Source organism: Mesorhizobium sp. B264B1B (assembly GCF_020165765.1).
In the GTDB taxonomy this organism is placed as follows: domain Bacteria; phylum Pseudomonadota; class Alphaproteobacteria; order Rhizobiales; family Rhizobiaceae; genus Mesorhizobium.
Genome location: NZ_JAIUIS010000027.1, coordinates 21,539 through 39,716, shown reverse-complemented (window position 1 = coordinate 39,716; position 18,178 = coordinate 21,539). Strand labels below are relative to the sequence as shown.

Below are 18,178 nucleotides of genomic sequence, written 5' to 3'. Positions count from 1 at the left end.
AACCGCTTCGACGCCAAAACAGAAGCGGACAGATCATGTGCTACCAAACCGGACAACTTGATTAGCTACCGACAGAGCAGGCGGCAATCCCGGATGTCGCAGGGCCGGAAAACCGGCATGTGCGGCGATAGGACTCCGTGGTTCCCGGAAACCAGGCCTTAACCACCATGACAGGTTGTATGGGGTTGCGGCCCCGGCATCAACCGCCGATTCATCATGTCTGGCGCAAAAAGCGGCATCCCGCTGTCAGCAACGGGCTAGGCATTTCCGGGGGTAAGGATGCTTCTCAAGAAATTCTGGCGCTCGAAAAGCGGCAACTTCGCGCTTTTGCTCGGGATCGGCTTGCCGGCCATCCTGTCGGCGGTGGCCTTCGCAGCCGATGTCTCCACCATCATGCGGGCCAAGAGCAACCTGCAGAATGCGCTCGACGCGGCAAATCTCGCCTCCTCGCATCTCGGCGATCTGGACATCACCCGCACCGACGCCTTCAACCGCTATTTCCAGGCCAACGTAGCCGGACATGGCGAACTCACAAATGCGCGGGCCACGTTGACGGTCGACAGGGGCGTCAACTTCGTCAAGACGAAGGCCGTCGCCTCGGCTGACGTCGATTTGAACTTCGCCTTCCTGCTCGGTGAGAGCAGGCACATCGTGGTCGATGCCTCGGCGGTCGAATCGAACAACCAGCTCGAAGTCGTGCTGGTTCTGGACAACACCGGCTCGATGGCCGGCGCCAAAATTGCTGCCCTCAAGACAGCGACGGACAATCTGCTCAAATATCTGGAAGCGGCGCAATCACCGACGCGCAAGGTCCGCGTGGCGCTGGTACCCTTCGTCACGGCTGTCAATGTCAACGGCGACGGGTTCGACCCGTCCTGGATCGACATGGACGGCAAGTCATCCACCAATGGAATCAATTTCCCCGTCATCAACGACAAGCGTCCCAATCATATGGCGCTGTTCAGGCAGTTGATGAAAGATCCGGCCTCTGCCGCCAAATTGACGGGGTGGAAGGACGGCAAGGGGGAGGATACGGGTTGGAAAGGCTGCGTCGAGGCGCGGCCTGGTGTCCTTAATATCGCCGATACGCCGCCTGATCCACGTTACCCTGACACTCTGTTCGTGCCTTATTTCGCGCCGGACAGTCCGGGAAAGGGGACGAGACCTTCCAGCGGCTATTCAAACGATGCCTATCAATACAACAATTCCTTTATCGACGACGCCCCTGATGAGGCCAAACTTGCTCGGAATGGCGGACTGAATATTCTCGGAATAGACCTGAGCGGCTTGCTTGGAAGTGCTGCCGGGCTTTTGCGGGGTGATCTTGAAACAGTCGCCAAATATGTGGCGCCGCAGAACACCGCCATTGCCACCGCGGTCACAAACGATCCAAACGCCTTGCAATTGACGGTGGGGCCAAACCGGTCCTGTCCGTCGCCAATCGTCCCCTTGACCGAAGACTTTACAAAACTTCGCAACGAGGCCGCCAAGATGCTTGCATGGGCGGGGTCCGGCACCAATGTTTCCGAGGGCCTGGCCTGGGGCCAGCGAGTGTTGTCGCCGAGTGCGCCATATGCCGAGGGGACGCCTTGGAAGACGCCTGGGGTGAGCAAGATCGTCATGTTGCTCACCGACGGCGAGAATGTCGTCTACGGCGCCAGCAACGAGACGACCAAGTCCGACTATACGTCCTATGGTTTTCTCGCGGGCTCAGCCTATGGCGCTGCCGGTCGGCTTGGATCGGACAATCAGACGACCGCCGCGCGCAATGTCGACGGATGGACCAAAAGCGTCTGCACGCAGCTGAAGAAGCAGGGCGCCGAAATCTACACGATGGTGCTGCAATCCGACACCGCCGCCAACCGCACGCTCTACAGCGCCTGCGCCTCGGATCCCAGCGACTACTACGCCGTCAACGATCCAAACAAATTGCCGAACGTGTTCCAGCAGATCGCCAACAAATTCTCGAAATTGCAACTGACGAATTGAACGCTCGACCCCGCTGGGCGGCATCCTGGAAGGATGCCGCGAATTTCAGCTCATATGGGCGACGACCTTGTCCACCGTTTCGGGGAAGAAGTCGGGCGCCGCGTGGCGTTTGCCGAACATCATGTCGTATTGCAGCAGCCGGAAGTCGCGGATCGCCGGGTCGATCTGCTTTTGCCGCGCCCAATCGGGCGTGGCTTCTCCCGCCGGCGTCAGCAGCAGATTGCGGTCGACCACGCGGTAGCGTTCGCGCATCTCGCCCAGGAAGCCGGTATAGTAGGGGTGGGTGATGCCGGCCGTTTTCAGGATGTGATAGGGCAGGAAGGCGGGGCTGACGGCGCCCATGTCCTTGGCAGGGCCTGTGCGGTTCGACCAGATGACCAGTGGCGTCTGATGATGCTCCAGCGCCGCCTCGGCGGAAGCCTCCTTGCGCGGCGCGACATTGTCCTTCATGAACCCGGTCTCTACATAGACCGGCCCAAGCGGCGGCAGATGGTCGCCGAAGAAGGCGATGACGGTGGGGCGAGAGCGTTTCTTTGCCCATTCGATCAGGCGTTCGAGACCGCGGTCCGCGTCGGCCGAGCCCTCGGTGTAACTCAGCAGCGATTCACGCGCCCATTGGCTGATCGGCGCCTGCACGGTGTGGGTCGGGTTGTAGTAGCGGTTCGGCTCGTAAGGGCCGTGGTTCTGCAGGCTGACGGCAAAGAAGAACACCGGGGCATCGCTGGCATCGGCCTCGCTGATGATCTCGTCCGTCATCGCCGCGTCGGATGCCAGCGGCCCGCGCTTTTGCATCGGCGGCAACGTCTCTTCCGATCTGAAGTCGTCGAAGCCGAAATCGGCATAGACCGCGCCGCGGTTCCAGAACCAGTTGGTGCCCGGATGGATGGCGCGCGCCCTGTAGCCCTCCCTCTTCAGGAAGGTCGCCAGCGACGGCGTCGGCGTGCGCACATATTGCTGGTAGGGGATGCTGCCGGCCGGCAGGAAGGCGTTGGAGAAGCCGGTCAGTGCTTCGAACTCGATATTGGCGGTCATGCCGCCGAATTCGGGTGAGAACATGGAGCCCGAACGCAGCGCCCGCACGTTGGGGATCGGATCGGGCGTGATGGTGACCCCGGGCAGCTTGGTCGGATCCCAGAAGGATTCGCTCATGACGACGATGATGTCGGGCTTTTCCTGGGGCACCGAGGCGGTCACCTGCGGCCTGTCGATGGCCGCGATCGCCTTTTCCGAATAGCCTGGCGGCGCCGAGACATGCGCCATCGGCACGTTCAGCGCGAAGGCGAGCGCAAAGCCGTTGGAGGCGTAATTTTCCTTCTGGTCCCACATAATCGGGATGATCTGCAGCCGGTCCCGGGTCCAGGAGAAGGTGGCATAGTCCATGATCGAGACGAAGAAGGCGAGCAGCGGCACGGCCAGCGTCAGCCGGGCGAGACGGCCCTTGCGGCTGAGTATGGGCACTTTTCGACGCCAGACCCGCCAGCCATAGATGAGCAGCGACAGGCCGGCGACGATGCCGACAATCATGGCAAGGGCAGTCATCGGACGGTCACGCACCAGAAGCGGCAGAAGCGCCACGATCTGGCGGGAGTAGAGGAAATCGGTCGGGTAGAGGGGATCGCCCAGGTAATGCGATTTCTGGTGACCGATGAAAGCCAGCGAGAGCGTCAGCGGCGCGACGATCATCAGGCTTTGATAGCTGCGGCCGAAAACGGCATCGAGGCCGACCAGAACCAGTGCGAACACCACGATCGTGGTCCAGCCCGGCTTGAGCGGCTGCAGGAAGAAGGAAACCGTGCCGGCGAAGTCGCCGCGCACGATCAATTCGATGGCGAACACCAGGACGGCCGCGATCAGCAGGCTGGTCAGCCCATAGCGTATGGTCGGCCACTTCCGTCCCGGCAGGTAGCCGGTGGAAGGATCGTCTTCCAGAAACTGTGGCGCGGCTTTGCCTGCGCCTTTCGAAATCCTAGCCACTTTAACTTCCCCACCCAGCGACAGACCCGTCACTCGATTGTCATGGAATTGTCACGCAAAGCTAGCGCCTGTGGCGGAAATAAGAAGAGCCAGCAAACGATTCGTGAGCGGTTTTCATCAGGAGTGATCGCCAAAAAGCCTTTTGGAACAGGCACTCGGCCGGCAAAGCTGCCAAGGGGCCGGGTCGAACCGGGCTTGACTTGGCAGGCCGCGTTGCGTCACAGGCAGGAAAATTCGTGTATCAGGCAAGCAGAACCGAGCTTTGGGAGCCCACACATGGCCGTTGCATTCACCTTTCCGGGACAAGGCAGCCAGGCTGTCGGCATGGGCAAGGACCTCGCCGATGCCTTCCCCGAGGCGCGTAGGGTTTTTAGCGAAGTCGACGACGCGCTCGGCGAAAACCTGTCGAAGCTGATCTGGGAAGGGCCGGAAGAGACGCTGACGCTCACCGCCAACGCGCAGCCGGCGCTGATGGCCGTATCGCTGGCCGCGATCAGGGCCTTGGAAGCGCGCGGCTTCTCGCTGAAGGACAAGATTACCTACGTCGCTGGCCATTCGCTGGGCGAATATTCGGCGCTTGCCGCCGCCGGCTTCGTCTCGGTTGCCGATGCCGCCAGGCTGCTGCGCATCCGCGGCAATGCCATGCAAGCGGCGGTGCCCGCCGGCGAAGGCGCCATGGCGGCGATCATCGGACTGGAGCAGGCCGATGTCGAAGCCGCCTGCGCCGAGGCTGCCAAAGGATCGGTCTGCCAGATCGCCAACGACAATGGCGGTGGCCAGCTGGTGATTTCCGGCGCCAAGGCAGCGGTCGAACTGGCTGCCAAACTGTGCACAGAAAAAGGCGCCAAGCGAGCGCTGATGCTGCAGGTCTCCGCGCCCTTCCATTCGGCGCTGATGGCGCCCGCCGCCGAGATCATGCGCGAGGCGCTGGCCGGGGTAACCAAGAACGCGCCTGTCGTGCCGCTCGTCTCCAATGTCACGGTCACTCCGACCAGCGATCCCGAAATCATTGCGCGCCGTCTGTTCGAACAGGTGATCGGCCGCGTGCGCTGGCGCGAGACGGTGGAGTGGTTCGGCGCGAACGGCGTCACCACGCTCTATGAAGTCGGCGCGGGAAAAGTGCTTTCAGGGCTGGCCCGGCGCATCAACCGCGAAATCGCCACGGCATCGGTCGGTTCCGCGGCCGAGGTCGAAACCGCACTGGCGGCGCTCGGGTGAGGCGCCGCGTGTGAATTTGATGGCGCGGCTTGTATCGCTGAAGATATTCCGTTGGTGATGGCAATCGGATACCCGCGAGACGTATACAGATAAGGTTGCTCGCTGAGCTTCCGAAACCAAAGAGGAAAACACATGTTCGAACTGACCGGCCGCAAGGCACTTGTCACCGGCGCGTCGGGAGGCATCGGCGAGGCGATCGCCAGGGTGCTGCATGCGCAAGGCGCCATCGTCGGCCTGCACGGCACGCGCGTCGAGAGACTGGAGGCGCTGGCCGCCGACCTGGGCGACCGGGTGAAGCTGTTTCCGGCCGACCTGTCGAACCGCGACGAGGTCAAGGCGCTCGGCCAGAAAGCGGAGGCCGATCTCGAGGGCGTCGACATCCTGGTCAACAATGCCGGCATCACCAAGGACGGGCTGTTCGTGCGGATGTCGGACGCCGACTGGGACAGCGTGCTCGAAGTCAATCTGACGGCCGTGTTCAGGCTGACGCGTGAGCTGACCCATCCGATGATGCGCCGTCGCCACGGCCGCATCATCAACATTACCTCGGTGGTCGGCGTCACCGGCAATCCCGGCCAGACCAACTACTGCGCCTCCAAGGCCGGCATGATCGGCTTTTCCAAATCGCTGGCGCAGGAGATCGCCACCCGCAGCATAACCGTCAACTGTGTCGCCCCGGGCTTCATCGAATCGGCGATGACCGACAAGCTCAACGACAAGCAGAAGGAGGCGATCATGGCCGCTATCCCGACGCGCCGCATGGGCACCAGCGCCGAAGTGGCGTCCGCCGTCGCTTATCTTGCCTCCAACGAGGCCGGCTACGTCACCGGCCAAACCATCCATGTGAACGGCGGCATGGCGATGATCTGATCGGGTCGGCCAAAGCATGCATTTCGGGCCGGGCCCGGGCATTCGCGGTGGCTTTGAGACGGCGACAGGCAACGCCTGGGCGGGCTGTGAAAAGCGACCATTTCGGCTTGGACGCCCACGATTTTTCGTGTAATGCGGCCCGCAACCCGGCGGTTCGGGCAAAAACCGGTCTGCGGCCATTGCGTTTCCGGCGGGACCATCTTTCAGCTTGATTAGCGGCATTCCGCCCGCTAACGAAGACAGACAACCAAAAGACGAGGATGCCCCAAATGAGTGACACCGCAGAGCGCGTCAAGAAGATTGTCATCGAGCACCTGGGCGTCGATGCCGACAAGGTGACGGAGCAGGCGAGCTTCATCGATGATCTGGGCGCCGACAGTCTCGACACGGTCGAACTCGTCATGGCGTTTGAAGAAGAATTCGGCGTCGAGATCCCCGATGACGCGGCTGAAACCATCCTGACGGTGGGCGATGCCGTGAAGTACATCGACAAGGCTTCGGCCTGACGCTTTCCGCAGTCATCACCGGGGAGGACCTGCGATGAGGCGTGTCGTCGTCACGGGCCTTGGGTTGCTGTCGCCGTTCGGCATGGGCTTCGAGCACAGCTGGAAGGAACTTCTGACCGGCCGCAGCGCCGCCAAGCGCATCACCGAGTTCGAGGTGGAGGATCTTGCCTGCAAGATCGCCCATGTCGTTCCGCGTGGTGACGGCAGCAACGCCACCTTCAATCCCGAGGCGGTGCTCGAGCCGAAGGAACTGCGCAAGATCGGCGACTTCATCCTGTACGGGATCGCAGCCGCCGACGAGGCGCTGAAGGATTCCGGCTGGCAGCCGAAGACCCATGCCGAGCAGTGCGCCACCGGCGTTCTGATCGGTTCGGGCATTGGCGGCATCGAAGGCATCGCCGAGAACGCGATGATCCTGAAGGAGCGCGGCCCGCGCCGCATCAGCCCCTTCTTCATCCCCGGCCAGATCATCAATCTCGTCTCCGGCCAGGTTTCGATCCGGCATGGGCTGAAAGGCCCCAACCATGCCGTCGTCACCGCTTGCTCGACCGGCGCGCATGCGATCGGCGACGCAGCCCGGCTGATCATCTGGGGCGATGCCGACGTCATGGTCGCCGGCGGCGCCGAAGCGCCGGTGACGCGACTGTCGATCGCTGGCTTCGCTGCCTGCCGTGCGCTCTCGACCGAGCGCAACGACGCGCCGCAAACGGCTTCGCGGCCCTATGACCGCGATCGCGACGGCTTCGTCATGGGCGAGGGCGCCGGCGTCGTCGTGCTTGAGGAACTCGAGCATGCCAAGGCGCGCGGCGCGAAGATCTATGCGGAAGTGACCGGCTACGGCCTGACCGGCGACGCCTATCACATCACCGCACCGGCTGAAGATGGCGACGGCGCATTCCGTTGCATGACGGCGGCGTTGAACCGGGCAAAGCTGACGCCCGCCGATGTCGATTACATCAACGCGCACGGCACTTCGACCATGGCCGACACGATCGAGCTCGGCGCTGTCGAGCGGCTGGTCGGCAATGCCGCATCGAAGATTTCGATGTCGTCGACCAAGTCGTCGATCGGCCATCTCCTCGGCGCGGCAGGGGCTGCCGAAGCGATCTTTTCGATCCTCGCCATCCGCGACAACATCGCGCCGGCGACCATCAACCTTGACAATCCGGAGCGTGAGACCGCGATCGACCTGGTGCCGAACAAGCCGCGTGCCCGCCAGATCGACGTGGCGTTGTCCAATTCCTTCGGCTTCGGCGGCACCAACGCTTCACTGGTCTTCCAGCGCTACAATGGCTGACCGTCCGCCTGCCGGACGGCGCTTCGGCGTGTCGTCAATTTTGCCATATTCGCCCCTACTCTGCCGCAGGGGATTCGTTGAGAGATCAAACGGTAGGGCGAAATGAACACAAATCCGGCCGGCAACGGAGAGTTCGGGCAAGGGCAGGCGACATCGGGGCCGATCGTACCGAAGACAGCCGCCGAAGCCTTGCGGCCGGAGGCCGGCACGCCGCCGCCGAAGCGCTCGCGTGCTTCGCGCAGTCAGGTCGTCGTGTTCATGAACTTCGTCATCTCCTTGGTGATGCTGATGGTTCTGGCGGCGGGTATCGCGCTTTACTTCGGCAAGCAGGAATTCACCGAGCCCGGCCCATCGGCCAATGGCGACACCTTCCTGGTCAAGCCGAACACCGGCGTCCAGGATATCGCCGACCAGCTCGAGCGGCGCGGCCTGATCAGCGACGCCCGCATATTCCGTCTTGGCGTTAGGGCCTTCGGCAATGATTCGGCGCTGAAGGCCGGCGAATACGAGATCAAGCCCCGGGCGTCCATGCGCGACATCATGGAATTGCTGAAGAGCGGCAAGTCGGTCATGTACTCGCTGACCATTCCCGAAGGGCTGACAGTCGAGCAGGCGCTGGCGCGCATCGCAGGCGAGCCCGCCTTGAGCGGCGACATGCCGGCCACCGTGCCTCCAGAGGGCAGTCTCGCCACCGATACGCTGCGCTTCACGCGCGGCGCCACGCGCCAGCAGATGATCGACAAGCTGCTTGCCGACCAGAAGAAGCTGGTCGAGGAGGTCTGGCAGCGGCGCGCCGCCGACCTGCCGCTCGCCAGCATTGACGAGTTCGTCACGCTGGCCTCGATAGTCGAGAAGGAAACAGGCAAGGGCGATGAGCGCTCGCGCGTCGCCGCGGTCTTCCTGAACCGGCTGGCCAAGGGCATGCGCCTGCAATCCGATCCGACCATCATCTACGGTCTGTTCGGCGGCAAGGGCAAACCCGCCGACCGGCCGATCTATCAGTCGGACATCCAGAAGCCGACGCCCTACAACACCTATGTGATCAACGGCCTGCCGCCGACGCCTATCGCCAATCCCGGCCGCGCGGCGCTGGAGGCGGTAGCCAATCCATCAAAGACCGACGACCTCTATTTCGTTGCCGACGGCACTGGCGGACACGTCTTCGCCGCCACGCTTAACGAGCACAATGAGAACGTTGCGCGCTATCGAGCCCAGCAGAAGAAGCAAGTCGACGACGCGGCCAAGGCTGATGCCAAGGTGGAGGGGCAGACCGACGCGCCCATTGACGGCGACGCGGGGGCGGCCCAGTAGCGGCGCACGGTTTTTCCAGCTCGTCCACGCTATCGGTTGAAGACAGGAGCGTTTGGATTTATCGGGGCGCCTCGTAAGCCGATTGGCAGGCGGGCATTTCGGCTTTCTGAAGGTGCGCGAGGCCGGATCAAGCAGTATCCGTAGTACGCGCCAGGGGGTATGCAGGCACCATGAATTTGCAGAGCATGACCGGGTTTGCGCGTGCTGTCGCCGAGCATGACGGCACCTCGATTGCCTGGGAGGTCAAATCCGTCAACGGCAAGAGCGTCGAGGTGCGGCTGCGGCTGCCGCAGGGCTTCGAGCGGCTGGAGCCGGCCATCAGGCAGACGCTTCAGAAACGTTTCGCGCGCGGCAATTTTCAGGCGACGCTGACCATCACGCGCGCCGCCGGAATGCAGTCCCAGCCCGTTGTCAACGAGGCCTTCCTCAAGGACCTGGCCGGGCTCGCCAAGCGGATCGAGGAACAATTTGGTGTTGCTCCTGCGACCGCCGACGGATTGTTGTCGCTGCGCGGCGTGCTCGATATTCCCGAGACCACCGAAACCGAGGATGTGCGCACGGCGCTCGACAACGCCGTCATGGCGGCCCTCGATGTGGCGCTGGAGGGGCTGGAGCGGTCCCGCGAGGGTGAGGGCGCGGCACTTCGCACGCTTCTGCTGGGCCACATCGACGCCATCGAGGCGCTGACGCTGGGCGCTGAAGCGGATCCGTCGCGCGAACCGGCGGCCATCCGCGAGCGCCTCGCCGAACAGGTGCGGCTCTTGATGGATGCTTCGGCCAACCTCGATGTCGGCCGCTTGCACCAGGAAGCCGCCTTCCTCGCCACCAAGGCCGATATTCGCGAGGAGATCGACCGCTTGAAGACGCATGTGACGTCCGGTCGTGCATTGCTTTCCGGCGGCGGCGCCATCGGACGCAAGCTCGATTTTCTAGCACAGGAATTTAACCGCGAATCGAATACGCTGTGCTCAAAGTCGAACGCTGCCGCGGTCACCGCCATTGGACTGGAACTGAAGGCCGTGGTCGATCAGTTCCGTGAACAGGTCCAGAATCTGGAGTAGCCGATGGTCGCCAGGGATTTAGGGTCCCGCATTCGCCGCCGGGGCCTGATGCTCGTGCTGTCGTCGCCGTCGGGCGCCGGCAAGTCGACGATTGCGCGCAACCTTCTGGAGAGCGATTCCAGCCTCGAACTGTCGGTCTCCGTCACCACCAGGCCGCGCCGCGGCTCGGAGATCGAAGGCGTTCACTATCATTTCCGCACCATGCGCGAGTTCGAGCGGCTGCGCGATTCGGACGCCCTGCTCGAATGGGCGGAGGTGCATGGCAATTGCTACGCGACACCGCGCGAACCGGCGGAACTTGCGCTCGCTCAAGGGCGCGACATGCTGTTCGACATCGATTGGCAAGGCGCCCAGCAGCTCAAGGAGAAGATGCGCGCCGACATCGTCTCGATCTTCATCCTGCCGCCGTCGATGAAGGAGTTGAAGGCAAGGCTGAAGCGCCGCGCCGAGGACCAGGAAGCGGTGATCGAGACGCGGCTGAAGAACGCGCGCAACGAGATCGAGCACTGGAAGGAGTATGATTTCGTCATCGTCAACGATGATCTCGATCGCGCCTTCGCCGAAGTGCGCGGCATCGTTGTCGCCGAGCGGTTGCGGCGCGATCGTCGGCCCGGCTTGTTCGACTTCGTCTCGGGACTTTTGGACGAGAAGACGAGCTAGCCTTTCCTTTGCCCACGAAGATGGGCCGGCGGACAAGCCGAAGGCCGGCAGCACCAAACGATGTGCCCGGGCAGGTCGCGCCTGCAAGATGCGCTTTTCGGCGCCATAAATCAGACAATTGACGAAGAGGGCAGCGCCCCTAGTTTCTCCCGCACGAACGCGTCCGCGGCGCCGGTAACGGCCGGGGCGGCAGCGTTTCAGCGTACCGCCATGAGGGAGAGCAGATCTTGAAACGCTTCTGGCTGGGCGTTCTTGCCATCATCATTGTCTGCGGCGCCGGATTTTTCGCCTATGCCTGGAAGCCGGCGATCGATCCTGTCGAGCCGCCGCAACGATCGTCGTTCGACCCGGCGTTGATCGAGAAAGGCGCTGTACTGGCCTCCGTCGGCAATTGCACCTCCTGCCACACCAGGCCCGGTGAAAAGTCCTATGCCGGCGGGCTCGCCGTGCCGACGCCGTTCGGCACCATCTATTCGACCAACATCACGCCAGATCCGCAGACCGGTATCGGCCGCTGGTCGCAGGCAGCCTTCGACCGCGCCATGCGCGAAGGCGTCGACCGCGAGGGCAGGCATCTCTACCCGGCCTTCCCATTCGATCATTTCACGCGTGTCTCCGATGAGGACAACCGCGCGCTCTACGCCTATCTGATGACGCGCCAGCCGGTGAACAACCCGCCGCCTCCGAACGAGTTGCCTTTCCCGCTCGATATGCGCCTGGTGCTGGCCGGCTGGAAGCTGCTGTTCTTCGACAGGGGCGCCTATCAAAACGATGCGTCGCAAAGCACGCAGTGGAACCGCGGCGCCTATCTGGTCGATGGGCTCGGTCATTGCGGCGCCTGCCACACGCCGCGCAATCGGTTCGGCGCGGAAGAGAAGGGGTCGCACATGGCCGGCGGCGAGGCCGAAGGCTGGACGGCCTTTGCGCTCGAGGGCACTTCACCGGCGCCGATACCGTGGACGCATGACAGCCTGTTTGCCTATCTCAGGCAAGGCTGGCATGCCGACCACGGCGTCGCCAATGGCCCGATGGGCGAAGTGACGGGCAATCTCGGCCGGCTTCCCGATGCCGACATCGACGCCATGGCCACTTACGTCATGTCGCTCATGGGCGAACCATCCGCCGAACGGACGGCCGCCGCGCGGGCCATCCGCGGCCGCGCCGCGGCCGACCCGGCGTCGACCGCCGGCGTGGCGCCGACATCCGCCGATACGCCGGCGGCGCGTGGAGCCGTCATCTACCAGGCGGCATGCGCCACCTGCCACGACGGCAGCCGTCCGCCGCCTTTCGGCGGTATCAATTTCCATCTGTCGAGCGCGGTCAACGCGCCAGATCCGCAGAACGTCATCAACACGGTGCTGTTTGGCCTGCCGGCGGCGAGTGGGCGCCCGAGCGCCATCATGCCGGGATTCGCAGCGACGCTAAAGGACGATCAGGTGAATGATCTGCTGGCCTATCTGCGCGATGCTTTCGCCGGCAAGCCGGCCTGGCAGGATGCGGCCGCCAGGATCGCCGACACCAGGAGCGGAAAATACCAGGTCAGCGTCCGGCCCTCGGACGGCATCGAGCGCGGCCCGGACAATGTAGGAGCGAAGGACAGATGATCAAACTCAACGTCAACGGCATCTCCCACGACGTCGACATCGATCCCGCGACGCCGCTGCTTTATGTGCTGCGCAACGATTTGAAGCTGAACGGCGCCAAGTTCGGCTGCGGCCTTGGCCAATGCGGCGCCTGCACGGTGATGGTGGACGGCAAGCCCGTCTTCTCCTGCCTGACGCCAGCGATGCTGGTGGAAGGCCGCGAGGTCAAGACCGTCGAGGGCTTGGGCACGATCGAGAACCCGGGTCCGATGCAGAAAGCGTTCATCGAGGAGCAGGCGGCGCAATGCGGCTATTGCATCGCCGGCATGATGATGCGGGCGCAGGCGCTGCTCGAGGCCAAACCCGATGCCGGTGACGCCGATATCAGGCAGGCGCTGGAACCTAACCTCTGCCGCTGTGGCACGCATATGCGCATCCTGCGGGCAGTGAGCCGCGCGCGCGACCTGATGAAATCGAAATCGGCCGGCCTGGCGCCGGCCGCGGCCGCGGGGAGGGCATGATGAACGCGCCAACCTTTCCCGACCTGACACGACGCGGCTTTCTCGCCGGGACCGGCGCGCTGGTCGTGTCCTTCACCATTCCCGTGCAGGCTCAGGAGGCCGCGCCCACGGCGCAGACGCCCGCGACGCCGGCGCCGGCCAAGAAACTGCCGGGCAGCCTTGCCGATGCGCCCTCGCTCGACGCCTGGATCAGGTTGGATGCCGACGGTTCGATCACCGTCTTCACTGGCAAGGCCGAACTCGGTCAAGGCACCAGGACGTCGCTACGCCAGATCGCCGCCGAAGAACTGGAGGTCGAGCCGGCTTCCATCAAGCTCATCACCGCCGACACCGCGCTGACGCCGAACGAGGGCTATACCGCCGGCAGCCAGACGATCCAGAACAGCGGCACCGCCATACGCTACGCCTCGGCGCAGGTGCGCCAGATCCTGGTCGCCAAGGCCAGCGAGAAGCTCGGTGTTCCGGCCGACCAGCTCAAGGCGGCAAGCGGCAGGATCACCGGGCCGGATGGGAAGTCCGTGGGCTATGGCGAACTGGTGGTGGCGGATTTGCTGCATGTGGACGCATCGGCCGACACAGCGCTGAAATCGCCGGACAGCTATCACGCGATCGGCAAGCCGTTTGCCCGCGTCGATATTCCGGCAAAGGTAACGGGCGGCGAGGCCTACGTCCAGGACATGCGGCTTCCCGGCATGGTGCATGCCCGCGTCGTTCGCCCACCAAGCTATTCGGCCAAGCTCGTCAGCGTCGACGAGGCCGCCATCAAGACGATGCCGGGCGTGCTGGCGGTGATCCGCGACGGCGACTTCCTGGCCGTGGTGGCCAGGCAGGAATTCCAGGCGGTCCAGGCCATGCGCGCCATGGCCGCCAAGGCGAAGTGGCAGGAGCAGCCGGCCTTGCCGGACCAGGACAATATCCCCGCCTTCCTCGAACGCTCGGTCGCCGAGGTCGGCACCGTGACCTCGGTCGGCGCGGACACGGCAGCCGGCGCAAAGACGCTGCAGGCGCAGTTCACCCGCGCCTACCAGATGCACGGGTCGATCGGCCCCTCGGCTGCCGTTGCCCTGTCGGACAAGGGTCTCATCACGGTGTGGACGCACACTCAAGGCGTTTATCCAGACCGCAAGGCGATCGCCGAGATGCTCGGCGTCGGACCGGAAAAGGTGCGCTGCATCCACACCGAGGGATCAGGCTGCTACGGCCACAATGGCGCCGACGACGCGGCGGCCGACGCCGCGCTGATCGCGCAGGCGCTGCCCGGCACGCCGGTGCGCGTGCAGTGGATGCGCGATCAGGAGCATTTGTGGGAGCCCTATGGCCCTGGCATGCTGACGCGCGCCAGCGCAACGCTCGACGCCGGCGGCAAGATCGTCAACTGGCACTATGATCTGTGGAGCAACAGTCACGGCACGCGGCCGGGAACGGCAGGTTCGCTGATCGCCGGCCGGCTGGTGGCGAAGCATTTCCCGCCCGATCCGGCCAAGCTGCAGATCTCGCCGCTCGGCAATGGCGACCGCAACGCCATCCCGCTATACGATGTGCCGAACCAGCGGGTGAACTGGCATTTCGTCGCCGACATGCCGGTGCGCGTCTCGTCCCTGCGCGGTCTCGGCGCCTACTGCAACGTCTTCTCGATCGAAAGCTTCATGGACGAGCTGGCCCTCGCGGCCGGCGCCGACCCCGTGGAATACCGGCTGAGGCACATGAAGGACCCGCGCGCCAGGAAGGTGATCGAGGTTGCGGCTCAAAAATTCGGCTGGAGCAATGATCCTATGCCGGAGGGCCGCGGTCGGGGGTTCGCCTTCGCCAAGTACAAGAACCACGCCGCCTATCTCGCAGTCGCGCTTGAAGCGGAGGTCGATCGCGACAGCGGCGCGATCGCTATCTCGCATGTGGTCTCGGCGGTCGACTGCGGCGAAGCGGTGGCGCCGGATTCGATCGTCAACCAGACCGAAGGCGGTATCTTGCAGTCGCTGAGCTGGACGCTTTACGAGGCCGTCCATTTCGACGACACCCGCATCCTGAGCGCGGATTGGTCGGCCTATCCGATCCTGCGCTTCAGCGCCGTTCCGGACAGCGTGGAAGTGCATGTCGTCGACAATCCCGGCACGCCCTATCTCGGCGTCGCGGAAGCAGCGCAGGGCCCGACAGCCGGCGCGATCGCCAACGCCTTCCGCCATGCGGCGGGAAAACGCATCTATGACCTGCCCTACACGCGCGAGCGCGTGAAAGCGGTGTTGGGCGTCTAGTTCGAAGCGTGCGCTCGACAAGGATCGGATTGCGCGGCGCTTCCACGGCCGGCGGCGCTACACCGCATTGGTCAGCCGCACGAACTCCTCGACATCGAGCGTCTCGGCGCGCCGGGTCGGGTCGATCCCGGCGCGTTCGAGCAGGGCTTCGCCGCCGAGGCTCTTAACGCTCTGCCGCAGCATCTTTCGGCGCTGGCCGAAGGCGGCTTCCGTGACGCGGCCGAGTTTTTTCACGTCGGCATGTAGCGGTGTCACACGCGGCTCGAGATGCACGACGGAAGAGGTCACCTTGGGGGGCGGTGTGAACGCCTGGGACGGCACGTCGAACGCTATCCTGGCCTGCGTGCGCCACCCCGCCAGCACGCCGAGCCTGCCATAGGCTTCGCTGCCAGGCGCGGCGACGATACGCTGGGCCACCTCGCGCTGGAACATCAGGGTCATCGAGGCATAGAAGGGAGGCCACTCCGCGACGGTCAGCCAGCGGACCAGCAGTTCCGTGCCGATATTGTAGGGCAGGTTGGCCACGATCCTGATCGGCCCGCCGTCACCGGCGGTCGCGGCAAGCGTCGGGAAGTCGATCTTCAGAGCGTCGCCGGAAACGACCTCCAGCCGACCGGGATAATGGGCCGATATCTCGGCGAGGGCCGCCAGGCAGCGTTCGTCGCGCTCGATGGCGACGACCTTGCGCGCGCCGTTGAAAAGCAGGGCCCTTGTCAACCCGCCAGGGCCGGGGCCGACCTCGATTACGGTCGTCTCCGCCAGGCTGCCGGCGGCGCGCGCTATCTTGCCGGTCAGGTTGAGGTCGAACAGAAAATTCTGGCCCAGTGCCTTCTTTGCCTGCAAACCGTGGCGCTCGATGACCTCGCGCAGCGGCGGCAGCCCATCCATGCTCATGAGTTGAGCCTCATTGCGTGACAAATTTGGCGTCGGTGTCGGCCAGCTGCCGTGCAAGCCGCAGCGCCGCCATCAGGCTGTCGGGCCGGGCGATGCCCTTGCCGGCGATATCGAAGGCGGTGCCGTGGTCGGGCGACGTGCGGATGAAGGGCAGGCCGAGCGTGACGTTGACCGCTTCGTCGAAGGCCAGCGCCTTGGCCGGTATCAGCGCCTGGTCGTGATACATGCACAGCGCCACGTCGTAGCCGGCCCGGGCCCGGGCATGGAACAAGGTATCCGCGGGCAACGGCCCGAACGCGTCGATGCCTTCGGCTCGCAGGATCTCGATTGCCGGTCGGATGATGCGCTGGTCCTCCAGGCCCATGGAGCCATCCTCGCCCGCATGCGGGTTGAGGCCGGCGATGGCGAGCCGTGGGTTGGCGATGCCAAAGCGGTCCCTGAGGTCGGCGGCGGTGACCCGCGTCGTAGCGAGGATCAGGTCTGTGGTCAGCGCCTTCGGCACTTCGGCCAGCGCGATGTGAATGGTGACGGGAACGGTGCGCAGGTCGGGGCCTGCCAGCATCATCACCGGCATCGCTTCCACGCCGCTGTGGCGCGCCGCCAGATACGCCAGATATTCGGTGTGGCCGGGAAAGCGGAAGCCGGCGTCGTAGAGCGGCTTCTTGGCGATCGGGCAGGTGACGACGGCCGCGGCGTCGCCGGCGAGGCTAGCGGCCACCGCCCGATCGATCGCTTCGATGATGCCCGCCGCATTGGCCGGGTCCGGCTGGCCGGGGCTGTCGATGAAGCGGGCAGCCAGCGTAACGACCGGCAGAGCGCGGCCAAAGACCTCGGTTGCCTGCGCTGGCGTCGTTTCCTCGATAGGCAGCGAAACGCCGAGACGGCGCGCCCGCGAGGCGATCAGCGCGGGATCGGCGAGGAGATAGAAGGGCGGAAGGGCTGCGGCTGTACGCGCCAGAAACGCGGCAATCGCGATTTCCGGCCCGATGCCGGATGGATCGCCGACGCTCAACGCCAGCGCGCGCATCGCCCTTTCCACCTCAGCGCTTGACGATGCGGGCTTTTGCCTTCAGCTCGTCGACATATTTCTTGCTGAGATCGTCGGCTGCCTTGTCGTTGGAGCCTTCGCTCTGGAACACCATCTGGGCGACCTTGTCGTCGGACACCTCGCGCGACGAACAGATGCCGATGAACTCGACACCGCGCTCCGTTTGGCGGGTAGGCGTGGCGCCGCCAACCTTGGTGGCCTTGATCTGCTCGGCCCAGTCCGGCGGCAGTTGCGGCGCCAGCACCCGGCCGAGATCGCGAACCGTGACGTCGATCAGGCCCTTGGCGAACTGCCGCGTCGTGTTGCAGCCATTGAAGCGGGCACGCATGGCGTCGGCTTCGCGCTTGCGCTTGCCCAGCGTCGCGCTGCGTTCGGCCGCCGGCACGACGAAGATGACCTGCTGGAGCATGTATTCAGTGGCGCTCGGCTTGGAGCCGCCCTTGTCGAGCATGCGCCTGACCGCGTCCTGCTCGGTCACGCTGCCGCCCTCGCCGGAACGGTACCGCGCGCTCAAGGCCTGATTCCAGGCCATCTGGGCGCGGATGAACTCTTTGAAATGGCCCTTGCTGACGCCGGACTTTTCCATGACGCCGTCGAGCTGGCTGAGCTGCATCTTGTTGCTCGAGGCAAAGCGCTGGTACGCGGCCTCGACCTGCGCGTCGCTGATGTGAATCCCAAGCCGTCTGGCTTCGGCCATGCGCAAGGTCTGATCGATCATTTCCTGGCCGGCGTCGCCCTTCTTGCGCTGCAGCTTGAGGAAGGCGGCGCGATGCGCGATGTCGCCGCTGGTGATCGGTATGTCGTTGACGACGTACTTGATCTCGCTGGCGAAAGCCGGCGGCGTGATGACGGTCATCGACACGGATGTCGCCACCACAAGCAGCGCCAACCCTGCTGAAAAGAGGTATTTCCTCATCGCAAACATCCCAATTCTATCCCGGTCCCGCCCAACTTCATCCTTCTTCGGGGTTTGTGAAGTCCCTGCCAGCCCTATGCG

General features: G+C 64.3%; 15 protein-coding genes. 11 read left to right on the top strand and 4 right to left on the bottom strand.

Annotated elements, in window-relative coordinates; all coding sequences use genetic code 11:
* Positions 1-279: 279 nt before the first annotated feature.
* A complete protein-coding gene (locus LB547_RS31625; RefSeq protein ID WP_140764334.1) occupies positions 280-1,989 on the top strand; it encodes a pilus assembly protein in 1,710 nt (569 codons plus the stop codon).
* A 45-nt stretch (positions 1,990-2,034) separates the two neighbouring features.
* Here LB547_RS31625 and LB547_RS31620 read toward each other — a convergent pair whose 3' ends face one another.
* The gene (locus LB547_RS31620) at positions 2,035-3,963 is read right to left on the bottom strand and encodes an LTA synthase family protein (protein WP_224646406.1); all 1,929 of its coding nucleotides are present in this window, start codon (positions 3,961-3,963) and stop codon (positions 2,035-2,037) included.
* A gap of 276 nt (positions 3,964-4,239) precedes the next feature.
* Between LB547_RS31620 and fabD the strand changes: the two genes are divergently transcribed.
* The 10 genes from fabD to LB547_RS31570 all read left to right on the top strand — a co-directional run bounded on the left by fabD (position 4,240) and on the right by LB547_RS31570 (position 15,239).
* Entirely contained in the window at positions 4,240-5,181 is a 942-nt protein-coding gene (gene fabD / locus LB547_RS31615) for an ACP S-malonyltransferase (RefSeq protein ID WP_140517846.1), read from the top strand.
* Positions 5,182-5,313: 132 nt separating this feature from the next.
* On the top strand, positions 5,314-6,051 hold the full coding sequence (gene fabG / locus LB547_RS31610) for a 3-oxoacyl-[acyl-carrier-protein] reductase (protein WP_140494457.1): 738 nt from the start codon (positions 5,314-5,316) through the stop codon (positions 6,049-6,051).
* A gap of 269 nt (positions 6,052-6,320) precedes the next feature.
* On the top strand, positions 6,321-6,557 hold the full coding sequence (locus tag LB547_RS31605) for an acyl carrier protein (RefSeq protein WP_006203723.1): 237 nt from the start codon (positions 6,321-6,323) through the stop codon (positions 6,555-6,557).
* Positions 6,558-6,591: 34 nt separating this feature from the next.
* Entirely contained in the window at positions 6,592-7,854 is a 1,263-nt protein-coding gene (fabF, locus tag LB547_RS31600) for a beta-ketoacyl-ACP synthase II (RefSeq protein WP_140494455.1), read from the top strand.
* 102 nt (positions 7,855-7,956) lie between these two features.
* Positions 7,957-9,165, top strand: a complete 1,209-nt coding sequence (gene mltG, locus LB547_RS31595) for an endolytic transglycosylase MltG (RefSeq protein ID WP_140494453.1) — start codon at positions 7,957-7,959, stop codon at positions 9,163-9,165.
* Between the two features lie 170 nt (positions 9,166-9,335).
* Positions 9,336-10,226 carry a YicC/YloC family endoribonuclease gene (locus LB547_RS31590; RefSeq protein WP_140555752.1) on the top strand — a complete coding sequence of 297 codons (891 nt, stop codon included), beginning with the start codon at positions 9,336-9,338 and terminating at the stop codon, positions 10,224-10,226.
* A 3-nt stretch (positions 10,227-10,229) separates the two neighbouring features.
* The gene (gmk, locus tag LB547_RS31585) at positions 10,230-10,886 is read left to right on the top strand and encodes a guanylate kinase (RefSeq protein WP_140494448.1); all 657 of its coding nucleotides are present in this window, start codon (positions 10,230-10,232) and stop codon (positions 10,884-10,886) included.
* Positions 10,887-11,113: 227 nt separating this feature from the next.
* Positions 11,114-12,490 (top strand): c-type cytochrome, encoded by a 1,377-nt coding sequence (locus tag LB547_RS31580; protein ID WP_140764331.1) that lies wholly within the window; start codon positions 11,114-11,116, stop codon positions 12,488-12,490.
* A complete protein-coding gene (locus LB547_RS31575) occupies positions 12,487-12,990 on the top strand; it encodes a (2Fe-2S)-binding protein (RefSeq protein ID WP_140584450.1) in 504 nt (167 codons plus the stop codon). Before LB547_RS31580 ends, LB547_RS31575 begins: the two co-directional genes overlap by 4 nt.
* Positions 12,990-15,239: a xanthine dehydrogenase family protein molybdopterin-binding subunit gene (locus LB547_RS31570; RefSeq protein ID WP_140764328.1), complete on the top strand. Its 2,250-nt coding sequence runs from the start codon at positions 12,990-12,992 to the stop codon at positions 15,237-15,239. The genes LB547_RS31575 and LB547_RS31570 overlap by 1 nt, the downstream gene beginning before the upstream one ends.
* Positions 15,240-15,296: 57 nt before the next feature.
* Here LB547_RS31570 and rsmA read toward each other — a convergent pair whose 3' ends face one another.
* From rsmA to LB547_RS31555, 3 genes are read right to left on the bottom strand one after another with little or no spacing between them, the layout of a single operon-like run.
* Positions 15,297-16,133, bottom strand: a complete 837-nt coding sequence (rsmA, locus tag LB547_RS31565) for a 16S rRNA (adenine(1518)-N(6)/adenine(1519)-N(6))-dimethyltransferase RsmA (protein ID WP_140633434.1) — start codon at positions 16,131-16,133, stop codon at positions 15,297-15,299.
* A 10-nt stretch (positions 16,134-16,143) separates the two neighbouring features.
* Positions 16,144-17,160 carry a 4-hydroxythreonine-4-phosphate dehydrogenase PdxA gene (pdxA, locus tag LB547_RS31560; RefSeq protein WP_181172057.1) on the bottom strand — a complete coding sequence of 339 codons (1,017 nt, stop codon included), beginning with the start codon at positions 17,158-17,160 and terminating at the stop codon, positions 16,144-16,146.
* 13 nt (positions 17,161-17,173) lie between these two features.
* On the bottom strand, positions 17,174-18,106 hold the full coding sequence (locus LB547_RS31555; protein WP_181165136.1) for a SurA N-terminal domain-containing protein: 933 nt from the start codon (positions 18,104-18,106) through the stop codon (positions 17,174-17,176).
* Between the last annotated feature and the right edge of the window lie 72 nt (positions 18,107-18,178).

Excerpts from the sequence above, each read along its gene's own strand:
- LB547_RS31625 (WP_140764334.1), top strand. The coding sequence starts at position 280 with ATGCTTCTCAAGAAATTCTGGCGCTCGAAAAGCGGCAACTTCGCGCTT.
- fabD (WP_140517846.1), top strand. The coding sequence starts at position 4,240 with ATGGCCGTTGCATTCACCTTTCCGGGACAAGGCAGCCAGGCTGTCGGC.
- fabG (WP_140494457.1), top strand. The coding sequence starts at position 5,314 with ATGTTCGAACTGACCGGCCGCAAGGCACTTGTCACCGGCGCGTCGGGA.
- LB547_RS31605 (WP_006203723.1), top strand. The coding sequence starts at position 6,321 with ATGAGTGACACCGCAGAGCGCGTCAAGAAGATTGTCATCGAGCACCTG.
- fabF (WP_140494455.1), top strand. The coding sequence starts at position 6,592 with ATGAGGCGTGTCGTCGTCACGGGCCTTGGGTTGCTGTCGCCGTTCGGC.
- mltG (WP_140494453.1), top strand. The coding sequence starts at position 7,957 with ATGAACACAAATCCGGCCGGCAACGGAGAGTTCGGGCAAGGGCAGGCG.
- LB547_RS31590 (WP_140555752.1), top strand. The coding sequence starts at position 9,336 with ATGAATTTGCAGAGCATGACCGGGTTTGCGCGTGCTGTCGCCGAGCAT.
- gmk (WP_140494448.1), top strand. The coding sequence starts at position 10,230 with ATGGTCGCCAGGGATTTAGGGTCCCGCATTCGCCGCCGGGGCCTGATG.
- LB547_RS31575 (WP_140584450.1), top strand. The coding sequence starts at position 12,487 with ATGATCAAACTCAACGTCAACGGCATCTCCCACGACGTCGACATCGAT.
- LB547_RS31570 (WP_140764328.1), top strand. The coding sequence starts at position 12,990 with ATGAACGCGCCAACCTTTCCCGACCTGACACGACGCGGCTTTCTCGCC.
- rsmA (WP_140633434.1), bottom strand. The coding sequence starts at position 16,133 with ATGAGCATGGATGGGCTGCCGCCGCTGCGCGAGGTCATCGAGCGCCAC.
- pdxA (WP_181172057.1), bottom strand. The coding sequence starts at position 17,160 with ATGCGCGCGCTGGCGTTGAGCGTCGGCGATCCATCCGGCATCGGGCCG.
- LB547_RS31555 (WP_181165136.1), bottom strand. The coding sequence starts at position 18,106 with ATGTTTGCGATGAGGAAATACCTCTTTTCAGCAGGGTTGGCGCTGCTT.